The organism is Sphingobacterium populi (assembly GCF_001586775.1).
Lineage (GTDB): Bacteria > Bacteroidota > Bacteroidia > Sphingobacteriales > Sphingobacteriaceae > Sphingobacterium > Sphingobacterium populi.
In genome coordinates, this window is record NZ_LQXS01000001.1 from 542,253 (window position 1) to 560,938 (window position 18,686).

The following is an 18,686-nucleotide window of genomic DNA, read 5'->3' on the forward strand; positions in this document are numbered from 1 at the left end:
GTGCTACTAAGTTTTTCTATGATACAACTAATTGCACAGCAAAAAAACACGTATCTTGATCGATCCGAAGAGATCATGAAATTAGTCTGGGAAAAGTATCGCGTGCACGAACATGGGCTTTTTTCGGAGTACTATCCTAATACGTTCAAGCCCGATCTTACCTACTTTCAGCAAAGTAATCAAAAAGCCAAGGAGGTATCTTATCTCTGGCCGATGAGTGGTTTGTTTTCAGCAGTAAATATACTAAGCGAATTAAAACCAGAAGTATATATACCCTATGTAGACTCAATGGTTCTGGCCGTAGAGCAGTATTTGGATACCAGCAGGACGCCGCATGGCTATCAGGCTTATCCATCGAAGTTTGAAACGGTAGATCGATATTATGATGATAATGGTTTGGTCGGAATAGATTATATGGATTCGTATGCTATAACTGGAAATGCTAATTATTTGTCAAAGGCACAAGATGTGATGGCATTTATTGAAAGTGGCTGGACGGATAGCTTTGGTGGAGGTGTGGCTTGGTTAGAGGGTGTTCACGATCAAAAACCAGCGTGTAGCAATGGCAAAGCGACCGTGCTAGCTTTGAAAATTTATACAGCGACAAAAGATGATAAATATCTTAATTATGGTATTCAATCATACAATTGGATGCTCGGTACACTACAAGATAAAGATTTGAATATTATTTGGAATGCTTTGCTCACTCCTCCAGATGGTACATCGAAGGTGCAGCAGCATGCGTATACTTACAATACCGGTACCATGATTCAAGCTGCGGTGCGCTTGTATAAGATTACAAGCAATGCCAAGTATTTGGAAGATGCACGCAATTTAGCCGAAGGATCTTACAACTATTATTTTGATTACACACCAGAAGGAATACCACATGTGAAGGATATTCCTTGGTTTACCTTAGTGCTGTTCAGAGGATACCAAGAATTATTTGAGATCGATCAAGATTCCAAATACATCGATGCAGTTATAGAGCGAGCAGATTGGGCTTGGCACAATGCACGAGATGAAGAAGGCCTTCCGTATCAAGACTGGACTGGTCGGAAAAAGGAGTATAAAACACCGAAATGGCTGCTAGACACTTCTTGCATGGCGGAGTTGTATGCGAGGATAGCGCAGCTAAAAGATTAAAAATTGAGTAAAATCAAAGATCTATCATTTGAAAAATTCATTCTAACGATAGATTAATTAGATAACACTAATACCGATGAAAAAATAATAGATAGATGAAAAATACGAATCCATTTTTACTACTACTCGCATATTGCGTACTGCTTACCTCCTGCAATCATAAGATAGAAAATCAAGAAAAACTATCGGATTTTGTAAATCCTAATATTGGATCGGTTCATAGCCGCTGGTTTTTTTACACGCCTGCTGCGGTACCATTTGGTATGGCAAAATTAGGACCATCTACCAATGGATCTTATGGCAACGAGAGCGGTTGGGAAGCAGTTGGTTATGAAGATGGGCATGAGTCCATTGAAGGTTTTGCTTGTTTTCACGAATTTCAGATCGGCGGAATCATGCTCATGCCTATTGTTGGCGAGTTAAAAACAACGCCTGGTACGCTGGAAGATCCACAGTCGGGTTACCGTTCTAACTTCAAAAAGGAAAATGAATACGCAACATCAGGATTTTACAGTGTCTTATTGGATAGGTACCATACAAAAGTGGAGCTCACAGCTAGTGACCGAGTAGGATATCATCGCTATACTTTTCCAGCATCCGAACAGTCACAGATCTTATTTGATGTTGGAAGCAGATTAGGTGAAAGTGGTGCCGTAGAAGATGCTTACATCAAAGTAATCGATGATAGTACGATCGAAGGATACGTCGTCACTAAACCAGAATATGTTAAGAAATTCCAGGCAGACGCAACAGTTAATATGTATTTCTATGCTAAGTTGAGCAAGCCATTTTCCGGCACAAAAACTTTCCATCGGGGAGGTACTATCGCTAATAACAAAGAAATAAAAGGAGCAGGTGCTTGTCTGGCACTGGAATATACGACCACTGCTGACGAACAGATTACCGTCAAGATGGGACAATCCTATACTTCGATTGAAAATGCAAAACTTAACTATCAGAAAGAAGCCGAAAACAAAAGCTTTGACAATGCTCAGGAAAACGCATCATGCCGCTGGAACGATATGCTATCCAGAGTAACTGTACAGGGTGGTCGTACAGAAGATAAAACAAAATTTTATACGGGCTTGTACCATGCACTCTTGGGCAGAGGTCTTGCTAACGATGTCAATGGAGCTTATCCAAAAAGTGACGGCACTATTGGTCATCTACCATTGGATAGTAAGCAACAGCCAACATTCAGTTATTATAATACAGATGCGATATGGGGCGGTTTTTGGAACCTAACACAATTATGGTCGCTAGCATATCCAGAATATTATTCTGATTGGGTTAAAAGCCAACTTTTATTTTATAAAGAAACAGGATGGCTTGGAGATGGTATTGCCAATACCAAGTATGTATCTGGCGTAGGTACGAATTTTACGGGTTTGGCTATTGCGGCAGCATACAACACAGGAATACGTGACTTTGATTATCAATTGGGGTACGAAGCGGCATTAAAAAATGAAGTAGACGGACGTAATCGTCCTGCGGGATCTGGTAAATTAGACGTAAGCGCGTTTGTGAACCGTGGTTATTGTCCGTATGTGCCGAGCGATGATTATTTCATTACCAAACAAGAGGAAGGCTCTGTTTTTGGAGCTTCACACACGATGGAGTACTCCTTTAGTAGTTATGCAGTAGCACAGTTTGCCAAACATTTAAATAAAGAAGGAGATTACCAACTATTATCAAAGATGGCATCCAATTGGGAGAATCTCTTTGATTTAGAAACTGAATTAATACGTCCACGTATGTTGGATGGAAGTTTTTTAGAAAACTTTAATCCAATGGCCGCTTGGGCTGGATTTCAAGAAGGCAATTCCATTCAGTATACATTTTATGTACCGCACGAGCCTAATAAATTAATTAATAAAGTAGGGCAGGAGGTGTTCAATGAGCGCTTGGATAGCATCTTTATCCAATCACAGCAAAATACATTTGGCGGTGGAAAAACCGTAGATGCTTTTGCTGGCGTACACGCCTTGTACAATCATGGCAACCAACCTAATCTCCATATATCTTGGATGTTTAACTTTTCGGGGAAGCCGTATCTAACTCAGAAATGGGTTCGCACGATCAGTAATGAATTTTACGGTACAGATGGCCTTCATGGATATGGCTACGGACAAGATGAAGATCAAGGTCAGCTCGGCGCGTGGTATGTGATGGCAGGGATTGGTCTGTTTGATGTCAAAGGTTTGACACAAATCAATCCTGAGTTTCAAATTGGAAGTCCGGTTTTTGATCGTATAGAGATAAAGCTGAATCAAAAATACCACAAAGGCAAAAAATTTGTTATCGAGGTAGAGAACAACTCGCCAACAAATATGTATGTACAATCCATCATAAAAAATGGTACTGCACAACAATCTGTATCTGTGCCATTCAAAGACGTGGTCGATGGTGGCGTTTTGAAACTAGTAATGGGTAACCAACCCAATATGGCACTGAAACAATAGCTAAGGTTCTCAAAAATACTAATATTAGTATTTCGTAAGCAAGACGACTCATTGCGCTTCGCAAGCAGTTGTCTTGCTTTTTTTGTAGGCACTTCCGACAAAACTAGCAACAAAACTAGCAACAAAACAAGCCTAAATGATCCTAGTAGCTGTTCAATATGATATATTGATTATTTTAGCAGCACTAAAATCGTGATTCCGGTGTAAGATAAGATATGGTTGTTTTCCAAGAATTCCATCAAGATTTAACTCTTCACGCATCGCAACCTTTGAGATACAGATATGAATAGAATTTTACAGCTTTTATATGATCTTTTCTACACTTATTTTGTACAGATGATGCCACCGAAAGGACGTGATCCTGCCGAAGGCGCCATGACAATGTTAATCATGTCTGGCCTTGGTATATCTATGAGTATTCTTTGGTACTCGGGCTTACACTCGGCAATAATAAATTCATTGCCTAAGGCAGTTGGTAGTGATAAATTTTACCTACTTTTATGGAGTATCATTATATCCACTTTTAATTGGCTTGTACTACGTTATATTCTATTCATAAGACTGAAAATATCTAAAATAGATGGCAAAAGCCTTATTTCGAATACATGCCTACAAAAAAAGATAAGATATTTGGATGGATATTTTGTACGGTTTCAACCTTCTCTCCTGTCATTCTGAGAACTAGTGAATTGCTACTATTTGATCGCTAATTATGAGTGCAAACGCTCAATTATTTTAACAGGTCAATTGCACATCAAAAAGCTTTTATTTTACAACAAAAACGTCAACTGTCGCCATCACTACTTTAATTTTGTCGCATGTTTACAAAGTGTAGATTCCGGTGAATCGTAAATTTGAAGAAATATTAAATTAACAACTGATGCGAAAAATTTCACTTTTTATTGCAATGAGTTTAGATGGCTATATTGCAAAACCCAACAACGACCTGAGCTTTTTGAAATTGGTAGAAAAAGAAGGAGAAGACTACGGTTATGCCGAATTTATAGCACAAATGGATACCCTAATTATTGGCCGCAAGACTTACGACTATGTCGTCCGCGAGATTGGTGCCTTTCACTATGACAATGGACAGCGAGATGTATATGTCATCACGAGAAAAGAGCGGCCGCCAGTCGGTAGAACAATATTTTATACTGGCGACCTGACAAACTTAGTCGACCGTCTAAAATCACAAACTGGAAAGCACATCTACTGTGATGGTGGTGCAGAAGTAATTAATGAATTACTCAAGCGTAACCTCATCGACGAAATCGTCGTCTCAATTGTTCCCATATTACTTGGCAACGGTACCCGACTTTTTGGAGAAGGGCGACCAGAGCAGATTCTGGAATTTGTTGCTGCAAAAAGCTTTGATAGCGGATTGACACAATTGCATTACAAGCGCAAAAAGTAAGTAATATGGTGTGTCAGAAAGTAGCATATAACTTGAAAATGTGATTTTTACCGTTTATCTTGTATTTTGTAGCCTTTCTAACCAAAAAACACCAAAGCACGCCCAAAAAAAGCGTATGAAATTTGTTGTATAACCTATACTTTATAACCTATGAAAAAGAGAAATAAAATTATTTATTGGATTGCCACTATTTGGTTAAGCTTAGGAATGATTTCGACAGGCGTAGTACAGCTAATACAAATGGACGAAGAAGTTCAAAAAATGAATGAATTAGGATATCCTGCTTATTTCCTAACCATTATCGGAGTGTGGAAAATACTAGGCGTAATTGCGATTCTTGTTCCTCGATTTCCTCTAGTTAAAGAATGGGCTTACGCCGGTTTTTTCTTTCTGATATCGGGTGCAATTTTTACACACATAGCCGTTGCCGACGAAATAATAAACTATTTTGGACCATTACTCTTGTTGGTTTTAACGATCATCTCGTGGTTTTTCAGGCCGGCAGATAGAAAATTTTAAAGTTTACCGGATGATATGTGAAATTTTTGCACTGCGCTGGTTGGAATGGTATAGATTATACACTCAATTAAGACAAATCTTAGGTTAAGTGTATAAATTGGCGGCAAACTTATTCACTACTATTCCACTTCCTTTTCGCTCAGTATACGAACGTGAAAATAGATATTTATTAGATGCATAAAACCATGTTTTCGATAAGTTTTCGTACTTTTTATCGTAAGTGCCTGTCAGTTTCTTTTATTTCGAGGTCGTTGATACTAGCATATCGCTTTTTCATTAAGCCGTTTTCATCAAACTCCCAATTTTCGTTGCCGTAGGCTCTAAACCATTTACCCTCTTTGTTCCTGTACTCATATTCAAATCTTACGGCAATTCTATTGTCGGTATGCGCCCAATATTCTTTTCGAAGTTTGTAGTCCAATTCTTTTTCCCATTTATCGGCTAAGAATTTCACAATTTCTTCCCGACCATTGATAAATAGGTTTCTATTTCGCCACTCACTGTCAATGGTATACGCCAACGATATTCTTTCAGGGTTTCTGCTATTCCAAGCATCTTCCGCCATTTGGATTTTTTGTTTTGCAGTCTCCAAAGTAAATGGAGGTAAGGGATGTTTCTGTTCCATAATTATATAACTTAAAATAAACTGTTCACGATTTTCTTCGATTTATCGATCAACTCATTCGACTTAAAGAGTTGGCTTTCAATAATTGCACTTTCAAACAAAAGATAGATATGAGCAGATAATAAATCTTCTCCGATCTCATTGTCAAAGAATGTTCTCAGATCATTTTTGTGTGCTTGTATCACAGAAAGTATATGATCCTGCTCGTTTGATATTTCCGACAATATGTTCAAAAAACTGCATCCTCTAAATTGTTCCTTTTCATTCATATAAATGATAAAATCAAATGCAGATAATACGCTGCGCTGTGTGCTTGCTGATTTTGATACGTATGTCATCAGTTCTAAAAACCAATATTCATGTCTCGCATGCAAGTACGCAACACATAGCTCGTCTTTTGATTTAAAGTGTTGGTAAAAAGTCGCCTTGGCCACATTGGCTTCGCGAATAATCTGATTAATTCCGGTGCTATTATAGCCCTGTCGATGAAACAGTCGCGAAGCAGTATCAATAATTCTATCCCTGGGATTACTCATTTCGTTACACTTATATACCAGCAAATGTATACAATAACTTGTAGACAGACAAGTCTGTCTACAATATTGTTTCTTTTATTTAAAAAATGAATAAAACTGATTAGGTCTATTGGTGCGAAAGCTATTTTGTATTGTAGCAAATGATAATCCGCAAATCGGCATCTAAAATCACTCTTTTCTTTGAAGTTATATGTTAGCTACTGTTTCGTATGGCGAAATGTTCGTGTCGATGTAAGGATATGATTTCGATAATTTCATAAGCGTCGGAAAATCAGCATTTCATAAGCTATGTGGTCAACTAAATGCTGTCGTTTTTCTCCTACAATAAAATATTTTGTCTTTTAATATTATTTAGTGATAGATAATATTTGTGTTAGGATTACGAAACGAGTGAAGACAATGAAATTAAATATAAATCCTTTGGAAATGATTGATTTATACAAAACACGTAAAGGTCTTTAAAAGCTTTTTCAGGATCCGAAACTACATTCTAATGTTTCTACATATCAAAAATTTGCCTAAAACTATTCATTTGAAATTTTATGAAAAATAACCTTTATAATTTCACAATTATCCTATCGGTCTTTAGTACCATCTTTTTGGGATCTTGTAGTAAGTCACCCGATGTTGCAGGTAAGGGCGATGGAACTACCGGTGTTGTCGAATTTAACTTAAATAGCAGTGAATTCGAACGCGGGGCCAATCTCGGAAACCGTGCTGCAACGCAGGATGTTGAACCTGAGCTATTTCTTAATACGCTGGACATCGGGAATGATATGCTTTTGATATCAGAGTTAAGCGAAGATTATCCGAATGATAAAAATCAGCAAGCTGAACTACGTGGAAACGGTGCAAAGGCCGCCATTGAACGAACAGATTTACCAGAGGGGGTACGTTATCGAGTCGTAGCATTTAATCCTGATGGCTCATTGAAGGCTCAACAAGAATATATTAGAGGGTCGGAAACTGCCACGATGCTTTTAGATGGTGGGGTTACTTACACATTTATCGTATACTCGAGAAACAGTACAACGTTAGCTGTGCCTGCACCTTCTTTTAGTGGGCCGCAAACATTAGCAAACGCATCAGTTACATTCCCAGGAAATGCAGATGTGATGTATTTTAGACAGGAATTAACTGTTGTCGGCGGTGAAGATCCAAATAGGCTAAACATAATACTTAAACACCTTAACTGTCAGATTACAACTACAATTGACGCTACTCAAACTGGCTACGACATATCTAATGTCAACATGTCGTTCGGACCACATTTACCGTCCTCCAGCCTGAAACTAGAGGATGGCGTGATCACACGAAGTGGAACAACTAACAGATCTCAAACAAGTGCAACCTTTACTCCAGCTCCGACACAAAGCGTTACCAGCATAGTAAGTGCGAATGCAAATACTGCTACCGATCTTAGGATTGCATCATTAACTGTCGGGCAGTTAACATTAAACGACTTACTAGCTTTTGAGAATTTGCCTGTAACTCCTGGAGTGAAGTACAATTTACTAATTAGATTGGTTCCGACGGATGAACTACTAATACACGAAGGAAGACCCGCAGCGCGGATCAATGGTGTTATATGGGCTAGGCATAACCTTGGTGCTGATCCGACTCTTGATCCAGATGCCGCACCGATGGATATTACTAGGCATGGAGATTATTATCAGTATGGAAGAGTCGTGCGCTCTGGAGCGCCAAATGCGAACATTGCTAATCCTTTTTTTGCAAGTAATGATCAGCCACATAACGCATGGAATAGTGGAACAGAGGACTTTCCGGTAAAGACAGCTGCAGATCCATGCCCTTCAGGTTATAGAGTCCCTGCCAGACGTGAGCAGGCTAGTCTTATTCAGGGAACTATCCATTCTAATATGGGGCCGTTTGTAGGAGGGAACTCCAGGTTCGATTCCGCAAAGATTCTTGTAAGTAAGCGAGATATATCAGTTCGGCTTACTCTTCCTTCGCAAGGATTCTTGGATGCTACTGGTAATGGTGCGCCTTACAACAATGCTGGTATAGTAAATCGAGGATTTACGGGACACTATCACAATAGTAATGCGCTAGCTGGCCGAAGAGCTAGTTGGATGGTGTTAAATAATTCGAACATATATACTATTGATGCTGGTAATAGCCATCCTGGAGAAATTCGTGGTAGGAACATCAGATGTGTAGGAATGTAATAGACATAAAAGGCACATTACTTGATGTGCCTTTTATATTTCATCTCTTGCACAAAATCCATTAATCCTAACATATCGCTAGAGGTAGTTAATTACGGTCCTCAACATGTCCCAAGTTGCATCTTTAATATTGGATAATGCTTACCATGATCATCTACTTCTGTTCTCATGTAAGTTTGGAATCCCATGTGCTTATAAAAATCTACAGCCTGTACATTTTGCTCATTAACGTCAACGTTAGTCACACCAAAGTTTCTACAGCATAGGTGAGTAGTGTTTTACCCACACCTATTCCTCGAAAGGTTGCATCAATAAATAGCATTTCTAAGTTATGCAGCGCAACGCCGGCAAAGCCAATTAAAATGTTATCTTTTTCGTAACCAAATAATGATACGTGTTCAAAATAGGTGGGAAGGCGTATTTTATAATATTGAAAATCTATCTCCGAAAGAAATTTGTGCGTAGCTCTCACTGACGCTTCCCAAATTTCCATTAAACGTGGATAATCTACTTCTTTAATTTGTCTAATCATACAATAATTACTCAATATAAACCCCAAATATACTGAGAAAGTTAAATTGAAATATGAGCTATACGTCCAAAGAAATAGCTTCTTTCTCTTCCTTGCTATCAGCCTTGCATAAGCCTGTGCAATATATTTTTTTGTGTTAATTAGATATTACCGGCACGGTAGCTAAGATCAATGAGCGAAACAAGCTAAATGAAATCCATTGATTTAACACTTTTTGAATTGTTAGTATATCACGCATTGCATCAATAAGCACGTTGTTTAGTGAGAATAAAAAACGAAGGTAGATCAGTTGTTAAACAAAAGGGCGAGCACTATTAATCTTCATTTTTCAAGATTGGATGCACGCAATGTTTAGAATGTAAAGTAAAATACTGGTTTTCGTGGATAATCTAGGACACCCTTATTTCTTAATTTTACCATACAAAAAGCTCATTTATCATGAAAAATTGTCAATATTTAGTATGCTTAGTCGTATTCGTTTTTGCTTGTAGCAAGGATAATGATGGGGCTGCCGATAAACCGAGTCACACCCCAACTGGGAATATTTTATACGATAACGGTGAGAAAATATATTCATTGGATTTAAGTACTGGCGCAAGGAAAATCTATTTTGAACAAAACAATTATTCATTGAACAGCTGGGACGTGAGTTGGGATGCACTCACCCGTCTGGAAACATCATCCATAGCGGGTGATTTTAAGAATATTCGATTCAGTCTCATTAATACTGGAAATGGGAATATCTCAAAAGAAATAATCTATCCACGCCTTGCAGGAGAAGATCGTTTGATTGCGGCTAAACTCACTCCAGACAAATCACATATTTTACTCGAGCCAGATCTGAATCATGGAATTGTATTGCTTGATTTAGAAGGTAAAATTGTTAAACATCTTCGGACAGTAAACGATAAGAACCTAACACTAGGTGATAGGGCCTTGATGCTCGCTGATAACAGTATTTTATTTACTTTCGGTGGCAAACATATCTTGAAAACAAGTCCTCCTTATGATGAAATCGTAGCGATAAAAGAAATGAATTATTCCGATTGGGGCAATGTGCATGCAAGTAGAGATGGTTTGAAACTATCTGTACGGATAGACAAGCATATATATATTATGAATAGCGATGGAACGGAATTGACACAGGCAACAGATAGCCAGACCCAAGAAAGAGAAGGTATATTTTCTCCAGATGGAAATTTCTTGCTAGTTGCATCCGATTATCAGCCGGCGACATTTAGACCCGGCACTTGGAGTCTTAATATTGTTCCATTGGATGGGAGCAAACATATCGTAGGTAAAAATCCATCCGCATCCGTTATTGTAGTAAAAGAGCAAAATAGCGAGAATGTGGAAAGAGGTGACGATTATATGTTGTGGAGGTAGGCATTAGGTGTACTAGTATAGTGGCCTATTCGACATCAGAATTACACGATTAGTTCGCTTGGATAATAACGAACTAATTTAATATACCAAGTCTCTAATTTGCTGAAAATTAAAGACGATGAAAATCCTTTTAAAGCTATTATTATCACTAACGATCACTGTGCTATCGTGGCATACAACTTACGCCCAACAGCAACACAAAGATTCCTCCAGATCAGAATTACCCCAATTGCTAAAAGAAATAGACTCGGTTCTAAAACAAGAACACATGCCTGGATTGATGCTTTCCATTGTAACCAAGGACAGCATTTTGTTTTCAGGAGGTTTGGGGTATGCAAATCTGGAAAATAAGATCAAAGTGGGCAGCACCACGCAATTTCATTTGGCATCTATTACCAAATTTTTTGTAGCCATGGGAATCCAAATTTTAATAGCTGAAGGCAAACTACATCTCAACGACCCGGTGAAGGAAATCGCGCCAGAAATCCCCTATACCAACAAATGGGAGCACACACATCCTGTAAGAATCATACATCTTCTAGAGCACACCGCGGGATTCGAGGATATTCATTTAAATAAGATGGTTAATATCTCTGGAGAACCACTAACAGGATTAGCGGCTGTGCACGCGGTTAAGAATTCTTTGGATTCCAGATGGAAGCCTGGTAAAATGATGTCATATTCAAATCCCGGATACAATGTTTTAGGATACCTTATTGAGAAGATTTCGGGTGTTTCTTGGGATCAATATATTAATCAGGCATTATTTAAAAAATTGGGAATGGATCATACATTATTTGATTTGAGTGGCGAAGATCAATCAGCGTATGCTACAGGGTACGATTTTAGAAATGGACGCTATATACCATTTTCGTTTTATATGCCCAGCAGCAATGGAGCTTCAAGCGCACTGGTATCCAGCGCATCTGATATGTCTAAATTTCTCTACTACGTGTTGAATCCAGATAAGCAAAATGAGATTGATTTACTTGGCGAAAGGGACATTTCGGAGATGGAAAAGATCCACAGTAAAATGGCGAGTAGAAACGGATTGAATACAGGCTATGCACTTGGCAACTATCAATTCCCAAACAACAAAAAAATAACATTTAGAGGGCACAATGGCAAAGGGGAGGGCTTTAGTTCATGGATATTTTTTAATAGAGAAGCTGGTTTAGCTTATGCTATTTCTACAAATTGTAATGCATATCTATGGCCAGTTTCTAGGTTAATTGATGATTTTTTAACCAAAGATCTCGATCCGCCAACGCTGAGTAGCGTAATGATCGATCGATCTACAATTGAACCCATGTTAGGCTATTACCAATTCATGAATCCCAAAAATGAGCGATGGGACTTCCATCGAAGAATTTTTGATGGTATCAACCTTATATCTATTTACCAAGACAAATTAATTGTAGAAAAAAAATACGGGCAAAGAGATACATTAATTCATGCTGGAAATGGTTTGTTCAGATTGCAAGAGGACATCATTCCGTCTTTCGTTATCGGACATGACCCTGAGGGGCGCCCATTCTTTGAAGGCTATGGAAACAATTTTTATAGCAAAACGACGTACCTACCCATTTTATTACAAAAAATCCCGATTTACCTTGGGGTGATTGCGGCACTGCTGTCGATTATCGGAGCGATTATCGGCCTATTTTTAATCTCTTTCGGAAAAATAAAAATATTAGAGCTCAGTTTAGTGCATTTACCATCCCTTGGCATTATCTGTTTTTTGATTTCTTACCGTATTCTGGGCATAACTGATGCAAACAGCAAAGAAATCTTTGCTAGCATGAATGGAACTACAATCTCAATTTTTGCAGGTATGCTTGTTTTTGGGATCAGTTTGCTTATTAGTACATATTTACTGTGTAGATATTGGTCAAAAATTCAGAAAACCTGGTTAAAAGTTATCCTGACTTTCAACATCGTTTTCTTGTTCTATTTGGTTGTATTGTTGTCCATACATGGTTGGATCGGTGTACCTATCTGGAGCATGTAATTAGAGTTCTTTTGCGAAAAATCATAGATTTACGGAAACTACCAAATTATCCCATGTCCGAAATTAACAGCTTAGTTGCTTTTCATGCTTTTTCCAGTGGAGCACTATTGCTATTAGGATCACTGCTTTTGGTCGGCTTTGATAAAGTAAATATCAAAGCCAGCCGATGGCTAGGGGCGTTCTATCTTATTTTAGCATGCAGTTTTATCCAACTATTTCTAGAAGGATTTCAAATTGGTAATAATTTCCTCATCCACCTGCTAGAATTGCCTAGGTGGACATTGCTTCCCTGCCTGTACATGGCTGTAACGTATTACGTATCACCTTTCAGCGCTAAAAAGGAATGGATTCTACATTTCGTCCCTTTTTTGTTATTCTTATTATTTTCTTTGGTCTATCTCATACCAAGTATTTTCAATGAGCAAACTCGTCTACCCGTTTTGCCGGTCTGGATCATATTTGTTATCCGGTACTTTTTCTATGTGCAGATCGTCTTTTACTGGTTGGTTTGTTATGCTTTGCTCCGGGATCACCAGAGAAACGTGCGAATGATCGCGTCCTTCACTGAAAAAATAGATCTAGAATGGCTAAAATATCTTTTGATCTCTGTATTATTTTTAATTCTCATTCGTGTCTTGAGTATAATTGAAGTTGCTGTAACCGATTATACCGCTATCCTGTATTTCTTGGGAACAATTCTTTTAGCATACGCGACGCTGACGCAAAAAACAGTTTACACAATCCAGACGGATCAGCCCCCGGAAAAAGAAGAAACAACAGCGAAAAAAACAGTAAGTGAGCGCCTTACCGCTGAACAGGTCAAGGAACTCAAATGTATCGTGATGCGCAAAACAACGGATGAAAAACTATATCTTGATCCAGGCCTAACGCTCTTAGCTCTTTCAGATAAAACAGGAATTAGTACCCATGAGCTTTCCTACATACTTAATAACGGAATTGGCAAAAGCTTTTATCGGTATATAAATGAGTTGCGGACAGAAGAAGCAAAAATACTTTTACTATCGGCGGATACTAAGCATTTAGATATTCTGGGTGTTGCTATCCGAGCGGGCTTTACATCCAAAACGACGTTTTATACGACTTTTAAAAAAGTGACTAATCTTACCCCAAAAGAATATATTAAAGCCAATTCGGCCATCGACTGAATTAAATACTGTTCATTTGAATTCATGCGAAGTTGAGTGAAGGGGTTGTTATCAATACAATTATGGGAAAACATGGAGATCGTGTTTTTTGCCAGATTGAAAATATTCTTCCTGCATAAGAGCGCATATTTCCCCCTAACATTTTTATTAAGTAAGGGCGAAGCAATTCAAGTTACCTGTTTCGCAGGCGATGTCGGATAAAGGGTGTGCGACGGAAATAGCTTACTTATCGTAACTGATCTTACAAAAAAAGCTGCCTCACCAAGGTGAGACAGCTTTTTTGTAAGAAAGGGATGAAGGGTTACCAATTATTTTTCAGGTAGGAGAACCATTCTAATTAAATTTTCGCCTGTCAAATAGGTTTGTGCTACTTGCTGCAAACTGCTAGGAGTGAGGGTTTCCAGTTGTTTTAGAGATTCCTCCATACTACGGAATGGTATATCTTGCTGTAAGCATGTGCTGATAAGGCTTAGCCAGTAATTGTTGGTTTGTGAATTAGCTTCCAACGTTCTTTTGAATTCCGTTTTAAACTTTTCTAGATTTATTTGCGAAGGTCCCGTAATTTTTAGTTCTTCTATTTCATCTAATGCAGACGCGATTAAATTATCTACATTTTCGGGTGCACAAGTGAAGGCAATGCTATATTGATAGATTGGCGAAGGATATTTACCACTTGAAAAAGATACCTGCGGTGAATATACGCCACTTTCCTCTTCACGCAATCGTTCCAGAACCCTAATTTGTAAAATCTCTTTGAGCGCAGTTAGATTTAAGTTTACTTCACGTGAATAAGCCCAATCGCCACCCAAAATCAAACTTACTGTAGCCTTATCCTCCTTTCCTTTGTAGATGTTTTTTGTAATTCGGCCTTTAGCTGGCGAGATATTCAAATCTTGGAATTGCTCGTTCTTGTTCAATGCGGTTAAACTGCCTAAATATTTTTCAATAAGCGGTTTTAGTACCACTGTATCTAGACTGCCAACAAATACGAACGTAAAATTAGAGGCGTCTTCAAAGCGTTCTTTGTATATTTCATAAGCCCTATCCAAATCTATACGAGCCAATTTTTCTATCGATGGTCCACTCATTCTGAAATTATATGAATACACAGTAGATAGCATACTATCTTGAAACACACTTTTTGGGTCGTTCTCGCGATTAGCTATGCTTGCATACGCTAGATCAATCACTTTTTTAAAAGCTACTTGATCTTTTCTTGGCTGCGTAAAGTAGGCATGAGTAAGTTCCAAAGCGGTTTCCAGATCTTCCTCGCCTGTAGTGCCAGTCACACCTTGGAATATGCTGGAGATATAAGGATTTACCCTTGCTTTTTTAGCAGTAAGTAGTTTCGTCAGTTCATTTATATCGAGATTACCTATTCCGCTAGATAAAACCAAGCTTGCTACATTGGCAGCCGATTGATAGTCTGCATCGCTATAAAGAGAAGTTCCGCCTTGCGCAAAGGCGGTAAATAAGATCTCGTCGCTCTTAAAATCAGTAGGCTTCAATACCACTTTTAACCCGTTGCTAAGCGTTAGCGTGGTGAAGTTTAGCTCAGGATTGTATTCTTCAGCCACGATTTTTCCGGCAGGAGGTAGGCTTGATAGGATTTTCTTATCCGTGGTATTTTCGACTTGTTGCTCCAAGTCCTCATCTTCAACTTGTTGCAGCCAAGCATAGATGGATTCTTCCGTTGGCAATGCGCTTTTTACATTTTCAGGAGCCAGCAGTATAATATCTCTATTTGCATTTTGGGTGAGCTCATCCAACAGCGCATGGAGGTCAGCCAATTGGATTTTGGCTAAGGCTGCTTTGCTGAGCTGCTGTTCTTTCTCAATACCTGGCGAAGCTTCGTCATTGGTGAAGTACTGCACATATTCTTTAGCGTACGTTTCGGAAGATGTTTTATTCATTTCCTTCAACAAACCGTCTAAGGACTTTAGGTGATTCTCTTTCGCGCGACTCAATTCTGCCTCGGTAAAGCCAAACTTTTTTAATCGGACGATTTCTCGCCAAGTATCTTTCACTCCGGCTTCTATCTCTCCCTGCTTCAAGGAGGATGAAACGGTGAAAGCATCCACATTTGCCATAAATTTATTGATGCCAGCTGTGCCCTGTAACATCGCCGAGTTGGGAATTAAGCGGGCTTGTGCATAGCGTTGTGCCAATAACATATTGAGGATAATGTGTGATAGATGGGTTTGATAATCACCTACAGTCAATAATTCCAATTTGGGATGTTTGAATATCATTTGCCATTGAACGGCAGTTTGTTCGGCATCGGTTAATGCAATGAATTGATTTTTGCCGGTCAGCGGTATCTTATAAGATTGACGGGGTGTGTTTTTTCCTCTTTGTTTTAAACTGGAGAATTCCTTTTTAATTTTCTCCTCCATATCATCGACGTCGATATCACCCACAATAATTAACGCTTGCAAGTCTGGGCGATACCAATCCCGATAGAAGTTTTCAATTTCCTGAGGTTTGAAGTTGATCAATACTTCTTCTGTACCGATAGGTATGCGTGCAGCATATCGGGAGTGGTTTAGTAAGAGTGGAAAATACTGCTCCTGCATACGCTGTTCTACACTTTTTAGTCCGCGCTTTTCTTCCAAAATAATACCGCGTTCCTTATCGATTTCATCATGATCCAGTAAAGCTTCTCCAGCCCAACCGCGGATAATTTTAAAGGTGTTTTCGATTAGTTCCGGATCGTCCGTCGGTATTGGCAATTGATAGATAGTTTCGTCGAAACTGGTGTAGGCATTTAAGTCGGCACCAAAGCGAATACCAGCAGTTTGCAAATAATCTACTAACTGGTTTTTAGGGAAGCTCTTCGTGCCATTGAAGTTCATGTGTTCCATAAAATGTGCTAAACCGAGTTGTTCTTCGGTTTCTAATATAGAACCTACCTTGTTGGCGAAGTAAAACACTGCCTTTCCTTTGGGTGTCGTATTTTGCCGTATAAAATATCGAAAGCCATTCTTCAGCTCACCAGTTCTTACATTTGGATCTAGTGACAGTCTAGTTTCCGAATTTAGCGTAATACTTTCGTCCGTCACCTGTTTTTGCCCGAAAGCAAATTGTACAAGGAAAGTGAGACTTAAAATTAAAATAATGTTGATTTTTCTCATATGTATGATAAGTAAGTCTACGGATGACCTAAAGTCTCTCGTGGACAAAAAATATAACGGCCTACCTTTTTAATTTAGTAGCGTATCTAACTGGTTTTGTAATGCTGCATTAGATGGCCGAAGCGCATCAGCAGAAACAATTTGTCCGTCTGGCGCAATCAATAAAAACCTAGGGATAGAAGCTACCTGAAACGCTTGGACAAAAGTCGATCGGAAATCTTTGTCGGCCATAATCTGTACTCCAGGTAGTTTTTGCTCTCTTACATAACTAGCCCAAGTTTTTTTATCGGCCTGTTTGTCCAAAGAAATACTTACGAATTGGATGTTCTTTCCTTTGTATTTTTCTTCCAGTTTTCTTAAATGTGGAATTTCCGCTTTACACGGAGCACACCAAGTTGCCCAAAGGTCAATGTACACATATTTACCACGCATGCTTTTCAGGGTGACTACTTCTTCATCTACCGTCGTGTATGCAAAATCCAAAGATTGTGGGTCCGCTTTTAATAGTTGATTACTATTTTGTAGATCATTTGCCTGTTTACGCAGGTGATCAGAAAGCTCTAAATTGGCCATCAATTGGTAAATGGAGTCAGTGTGTAGCCCGTCTTTGGCTGATCTTAAATAAGCTATCCCATTAACGCCTTTAACCTCATGGTTCATGGTTTCATTGTCGATTAAATCATCCACAATCGCAAGAATCCTTAGGGCTTCTTGATCGGGCATTAACTTCGTTGTCTCAGTTTGTTTGCGGAGCACAATATCTTTTAAGCTACTCATGATGTTTTCCCGATAGGAATATGAATTCTTGTAAGAAAATTCATCATTCCAATCAGATACTTTGGCTGCTGAATCTATTTGCCAACTTTCGCTCGGGGTTAGTACCTCTGCTTTCAGAGCATAAACTTGATAGGAGAGTAGTTTATATTGGTCGTTGGGAGACGTATAATATGCGGCTTTGGTTGGGTTCATCACTTTCTTAAAAATAGCCGAGTCTAAGCCGTAATACTCTTTATATTTTCTTAATACCAGCTGTGCCTCATTTTTTTTGTTTGTTTTGTAGGTTTTTGTAAAGAATGGATCGGATGAGGTCACTATTTTTTTATTTACGGCTGTTTCGTATTTATTGAGCTGTTCAATAAATATTGAGGGGCTTTGGTTGACCGCTGAAAAGTAAATTCCCAACTCTCCACCTAAGGGCAACATCTTTTCTTGATCTTTCAGGCTCATTATGATGTTGTTTTCTGTGGCGAAGGAACCCGAGAATTGGTAACCTGTCTGATCATCGGGCAGCATTTCTATTTTAGCACCGGGTGCCAAGTAAACCTCTGAGATAGGACTAAGTACATAAATACCTTTTTCAGGAATATTGATGATGCTTTCAAAGGATTTGTCATCATTAACAGGAATGGTAATATCCAAACCTGTGTACATATTGATTAATTTTAAGGTTTCCGTGGTATCTGTGATATGGAGCTTACCTTTTATACTTACCTTCTGGGCTATGGTGATATTCAGCAAAAGTGCAGATGCAGCTGCTAATAGTAATTTGAGTCTCATGTGATAGTT

General features: G+C 38.7%; 13 protein-coding genes. 8 read left to right on the forward strand and 5 right to left on the reverse strand.

Translation table 11 applies throughout. From position 1 onward, the window contains the following. Positions 1–18: 18 nt before the first annotated feature. From A0125_RS02115 to A0125_RS02135, 4 genes are all read left to right on the forward strand, one after another. Positions 19–1,146 carry a glycoside hydrolase family 76 protein gene (locus tag A0125_RS02115; RefSeq protein ID WP_197464731.1) on the forward strand — a complete coding sequence of 376 codons (1,128 nt, stop codon included), beginning with the start codon at positions 19–21 and terminating at the stop codon, positions 1,144–1,146. Between the two features lie 95 nt (positions 1,147–1,241). Continuing rightward, positions 1,242–3,608 carry a GH92 family glycosyl hydrolase gene (locus A0125_RS02120; protein WP_066751452.1) on the forward strand — a complete coding sequence of 789 codons (2,367 nt, stop codon included), beginning with the start codon at positions 1,242–1,244 and terminating at the stop codon, positions 3,606–3,608. Positions 3,609–4,488: 880 nt separating this feature from the next. Next, positions 4,489–5,022 carry a dihydrofolate reductase family protein gene (locus A0125_RS02130; protein ID WP_066751458.1) on the forward strand — a complete coding sequence of 178 codons (534 nt, stop codon included), beginning with the start codon at positions 4,489–4,491 and terminating at the stop codon, positions 5,020–5,022. Between the two features lie 150 nt (positions 5,023–5,172). Beyond that, positions 5,173–5,541: a DoxX family protein gene (locus tag A0125_RS02135; RefSeq protein WP_066751461.1), complete on the forward strand. Its 369-nt coding sequence runs from the start codon at positions 5,173–5,175 to the stop codon at positions 5,539–5,541. A gap of 211 nt (positions 5,542–5,752) precedes the next feature. On the opposite strand, the gene A0125_RS02140 is transcribed toward A0125_RS02135, so the two are convergent. Beyond that, positions 5,753–6,166 (reverse strand): nuclear transport factor 2 family protein, encoded by a 414-nt coding sequence (locus A0125_RS02140; protein ID WP_197464732.1) that lies wholly within the window; start codon positions 6,164–6,166, stop codon positions 5,753–5,755. Between the two features lie 11 nt (positions 6,167–6,177). Then, positions 6,178–6,702 carry a TetR/AcrR family transcriptional regulator gene (locus A0125_RS02145; protein ID WP_066751466.1) on the reverse strand — a complete coding sequence of 175 codons (525 nt, stop codon included), beginning with the start codon at positions 6,700–6,702 and terminating at the stop codon, positions 6,178–6,180. A gap of 542 nt (positions 6,703–7,244) precedes the next feature. Here A0125_RS02145 and A0125_RS02150 point away from each other — a divergent pair. Beyond that, complete coding sequence (locus tag A0125_RS02150) at positions 7,245–8,891, forward strand: hypothetical protein (protein WP_066751469.1); 1,647 nt, start codon at positions 7,245–7,247, stop codon at positions 8,889–8,891. A gap of 241 nt (positions 8,892–9,132) precedes the next feature. On the opposite strand, the gene A0125_RS02155 is transcribed toward A0125_RS02150, so the two are convergent. Then, a complete protein-coding gene (locus A0125_RS02155) occupies positions 9,133–9,423 on the reverse strand; it encodes a GNAT family N-acetyltransferase (RefSeq protein WP_231863082.1) in 291 nt (96 codons plus the stop codon). A 438-nt stretch (positions 9,424–9,861) separates the two neighbouring features. On the opposite strand from A0125_RS02155, the gene A0125_RS02160 reads away from it, so the two are divergent. The 3 genes from A0125_RS02160 (at position 9,862) to A0125_RS02170 (ending at position 13,986) form a co-directional block, all read left to right on the forward strand. Continuing rightward, positions 9,862–10,809 (forward strand): TolB family protein, encoded by a 948-nt coding sequence (locus A0125_RS02160; protein WP_066751472.1) that lies wholly within the window; start codon positions 9,862–9,864, stop codon positions 10,807–10,809. 118 nt (positions 10,810–10,927) lie between these two features. Then, complete coding sequence (locus A0125_RS02165; protein WP_066751475.1) at positions 10,928–12,820, forward strand: serine hydrolase domain-containing protein; 1,893 nt, start codon at positions 10,928–10,930, stop codon at positions 12,818–12,820. A 53-nt stretch (positions 12,821–12,873) separates the two neighbouring features. Next, positions 12,874–13,986: a helix-turn-helix domain-containing protein gene (locus tag A0125_RS02170; RefSeq protein WP_066751478.1), complete on the forward strand. Its 1,113-nt coding sequence runs from the start codon at positions 12,874–12,876 to the stop codon at positions 13,984–13,986. Positions 13,987–14,294: 308 nt separating this feature from the next. On the opposite strand, the gene A0125_RS02175 is transcribed toward A0125_RS02170, so the two are convergent. Together A0125_RS02175 and A0125_RS15740 are read right to left on the reverse strand one after the other, a co-directional pair. Beyond that, on the reverse strand, positions 14,295–17,120 hold the full coding sequence (locus tag A0125_RS02175; protein ID WP_066751481.1) for a M16 family metallopeptidase: 2,826 nt from the start codon (positions 17,118–17,120) through the stop codon (positions 14,295–14,297). 69 nt (positions 17,121–17,189) lie between these two features. Continuing rightward, positions 17,190–18,677: a TlpA family protein disulfide reductase gene (locus tag A0125_RS15740; protein ID WP_066751484.1), complete on the reverse strand. Its 1,488-nt coding sequence runs from the start codon at positions 18,675–18,677 to the stop codon at positions 17,190–17,192. Positions 18,678–18,686: the final 9 nt, after the last annotated feature.

Bases quoted from the DNA above. Each gene is read 5' to 3' on its own strand.
- A0125_RS02115 (WP_197464731.1), top strand. From the start codon at position 19: ATGATACAACTAATTGCACAGCAAAAAAACACGTATCTTGATCGATCC.
- A0125_RS02120 (WP_066751452.1), top strand. From the start codon at position 1,242: ATGAAAAATACGAATCCATTTTTACTACTACTCGCATATTGCGTACTG.
- A0125_RS02130 (WP_066751458.1), top strand. From the start codon at position 4,489: ATGCGAAAAATTTCACTTTTTATTGCAATGAGTTTAGATGGCTATATT.
- A0125_RS02135 (WP_066751461.1), top strand. From the start codon at position 5,173: ATGAAAAAGAGAAATAAAATTATTTATTGGATTGCCACTATTTGGTTA.
- A0125_RS02140 (WP_197464732.1), bottom strand. From the start codon at position 6,166: ATGGAACAGAAACATCCCTTACCTCCATTTACTTTGGAGACTGCAAAA.
- A0125_RS02145 (WP_066751466.1), bottom strand. From the start codon at position 6,702: ATGAGTAATCCCAGGGATAGAATTATTGATACTGCTTCGCGACTGTTT.
- A0125_RS02150 (WP_066751469.1), top strand. From the start codon at position 7,245: ATGAAAAATAACCTTTATAATTTCACAATTATCCTATCGGTCTTTAGT.
- A0125_RS02155 (WP_231863082.1), bottom strand. From the start codon at position 9,423: ATGATTAGACAAATTAAAGAAGTAGATTATCCACGTTTAATGGAAATT.
- A0125_RS02160 (WP_066751472.1), top strand. From the start codon at position 9,862: ATGAAAAATTGTCAATATTTAGTATGCTTAGTCGTATTCGTTTTTGCT.
- A0125_RS02165 (WP_066751475.1), top strand. From the start codon at position 10,928: ATGAAAATCCTTTTAAAGCTATTATTATCACTAACGATCACTGTGCTA.
- A0125_RS02170 (WP_066751478.1), top strand. From the start codon at position 12,874: ATGTCCGAAATTAACAGCTTAGTTGCTTTTCATGCTTTTTCCAGTGGA.
- A0125_RS02175 (WP_066751481.1), bottom strand. From the start codon at position 17,120: ATGAGAAAAATCAACATTATTTTAATTTTAAGTCTCACTTTCCTTGTA.
- A0125_RS15740 (WP_066751484.1), bottom strand. From the start codon at position 18,677: ATGAGACTCAAATTACTATTAGCAGCTGCATCTGCACTTTTGCTGAAT.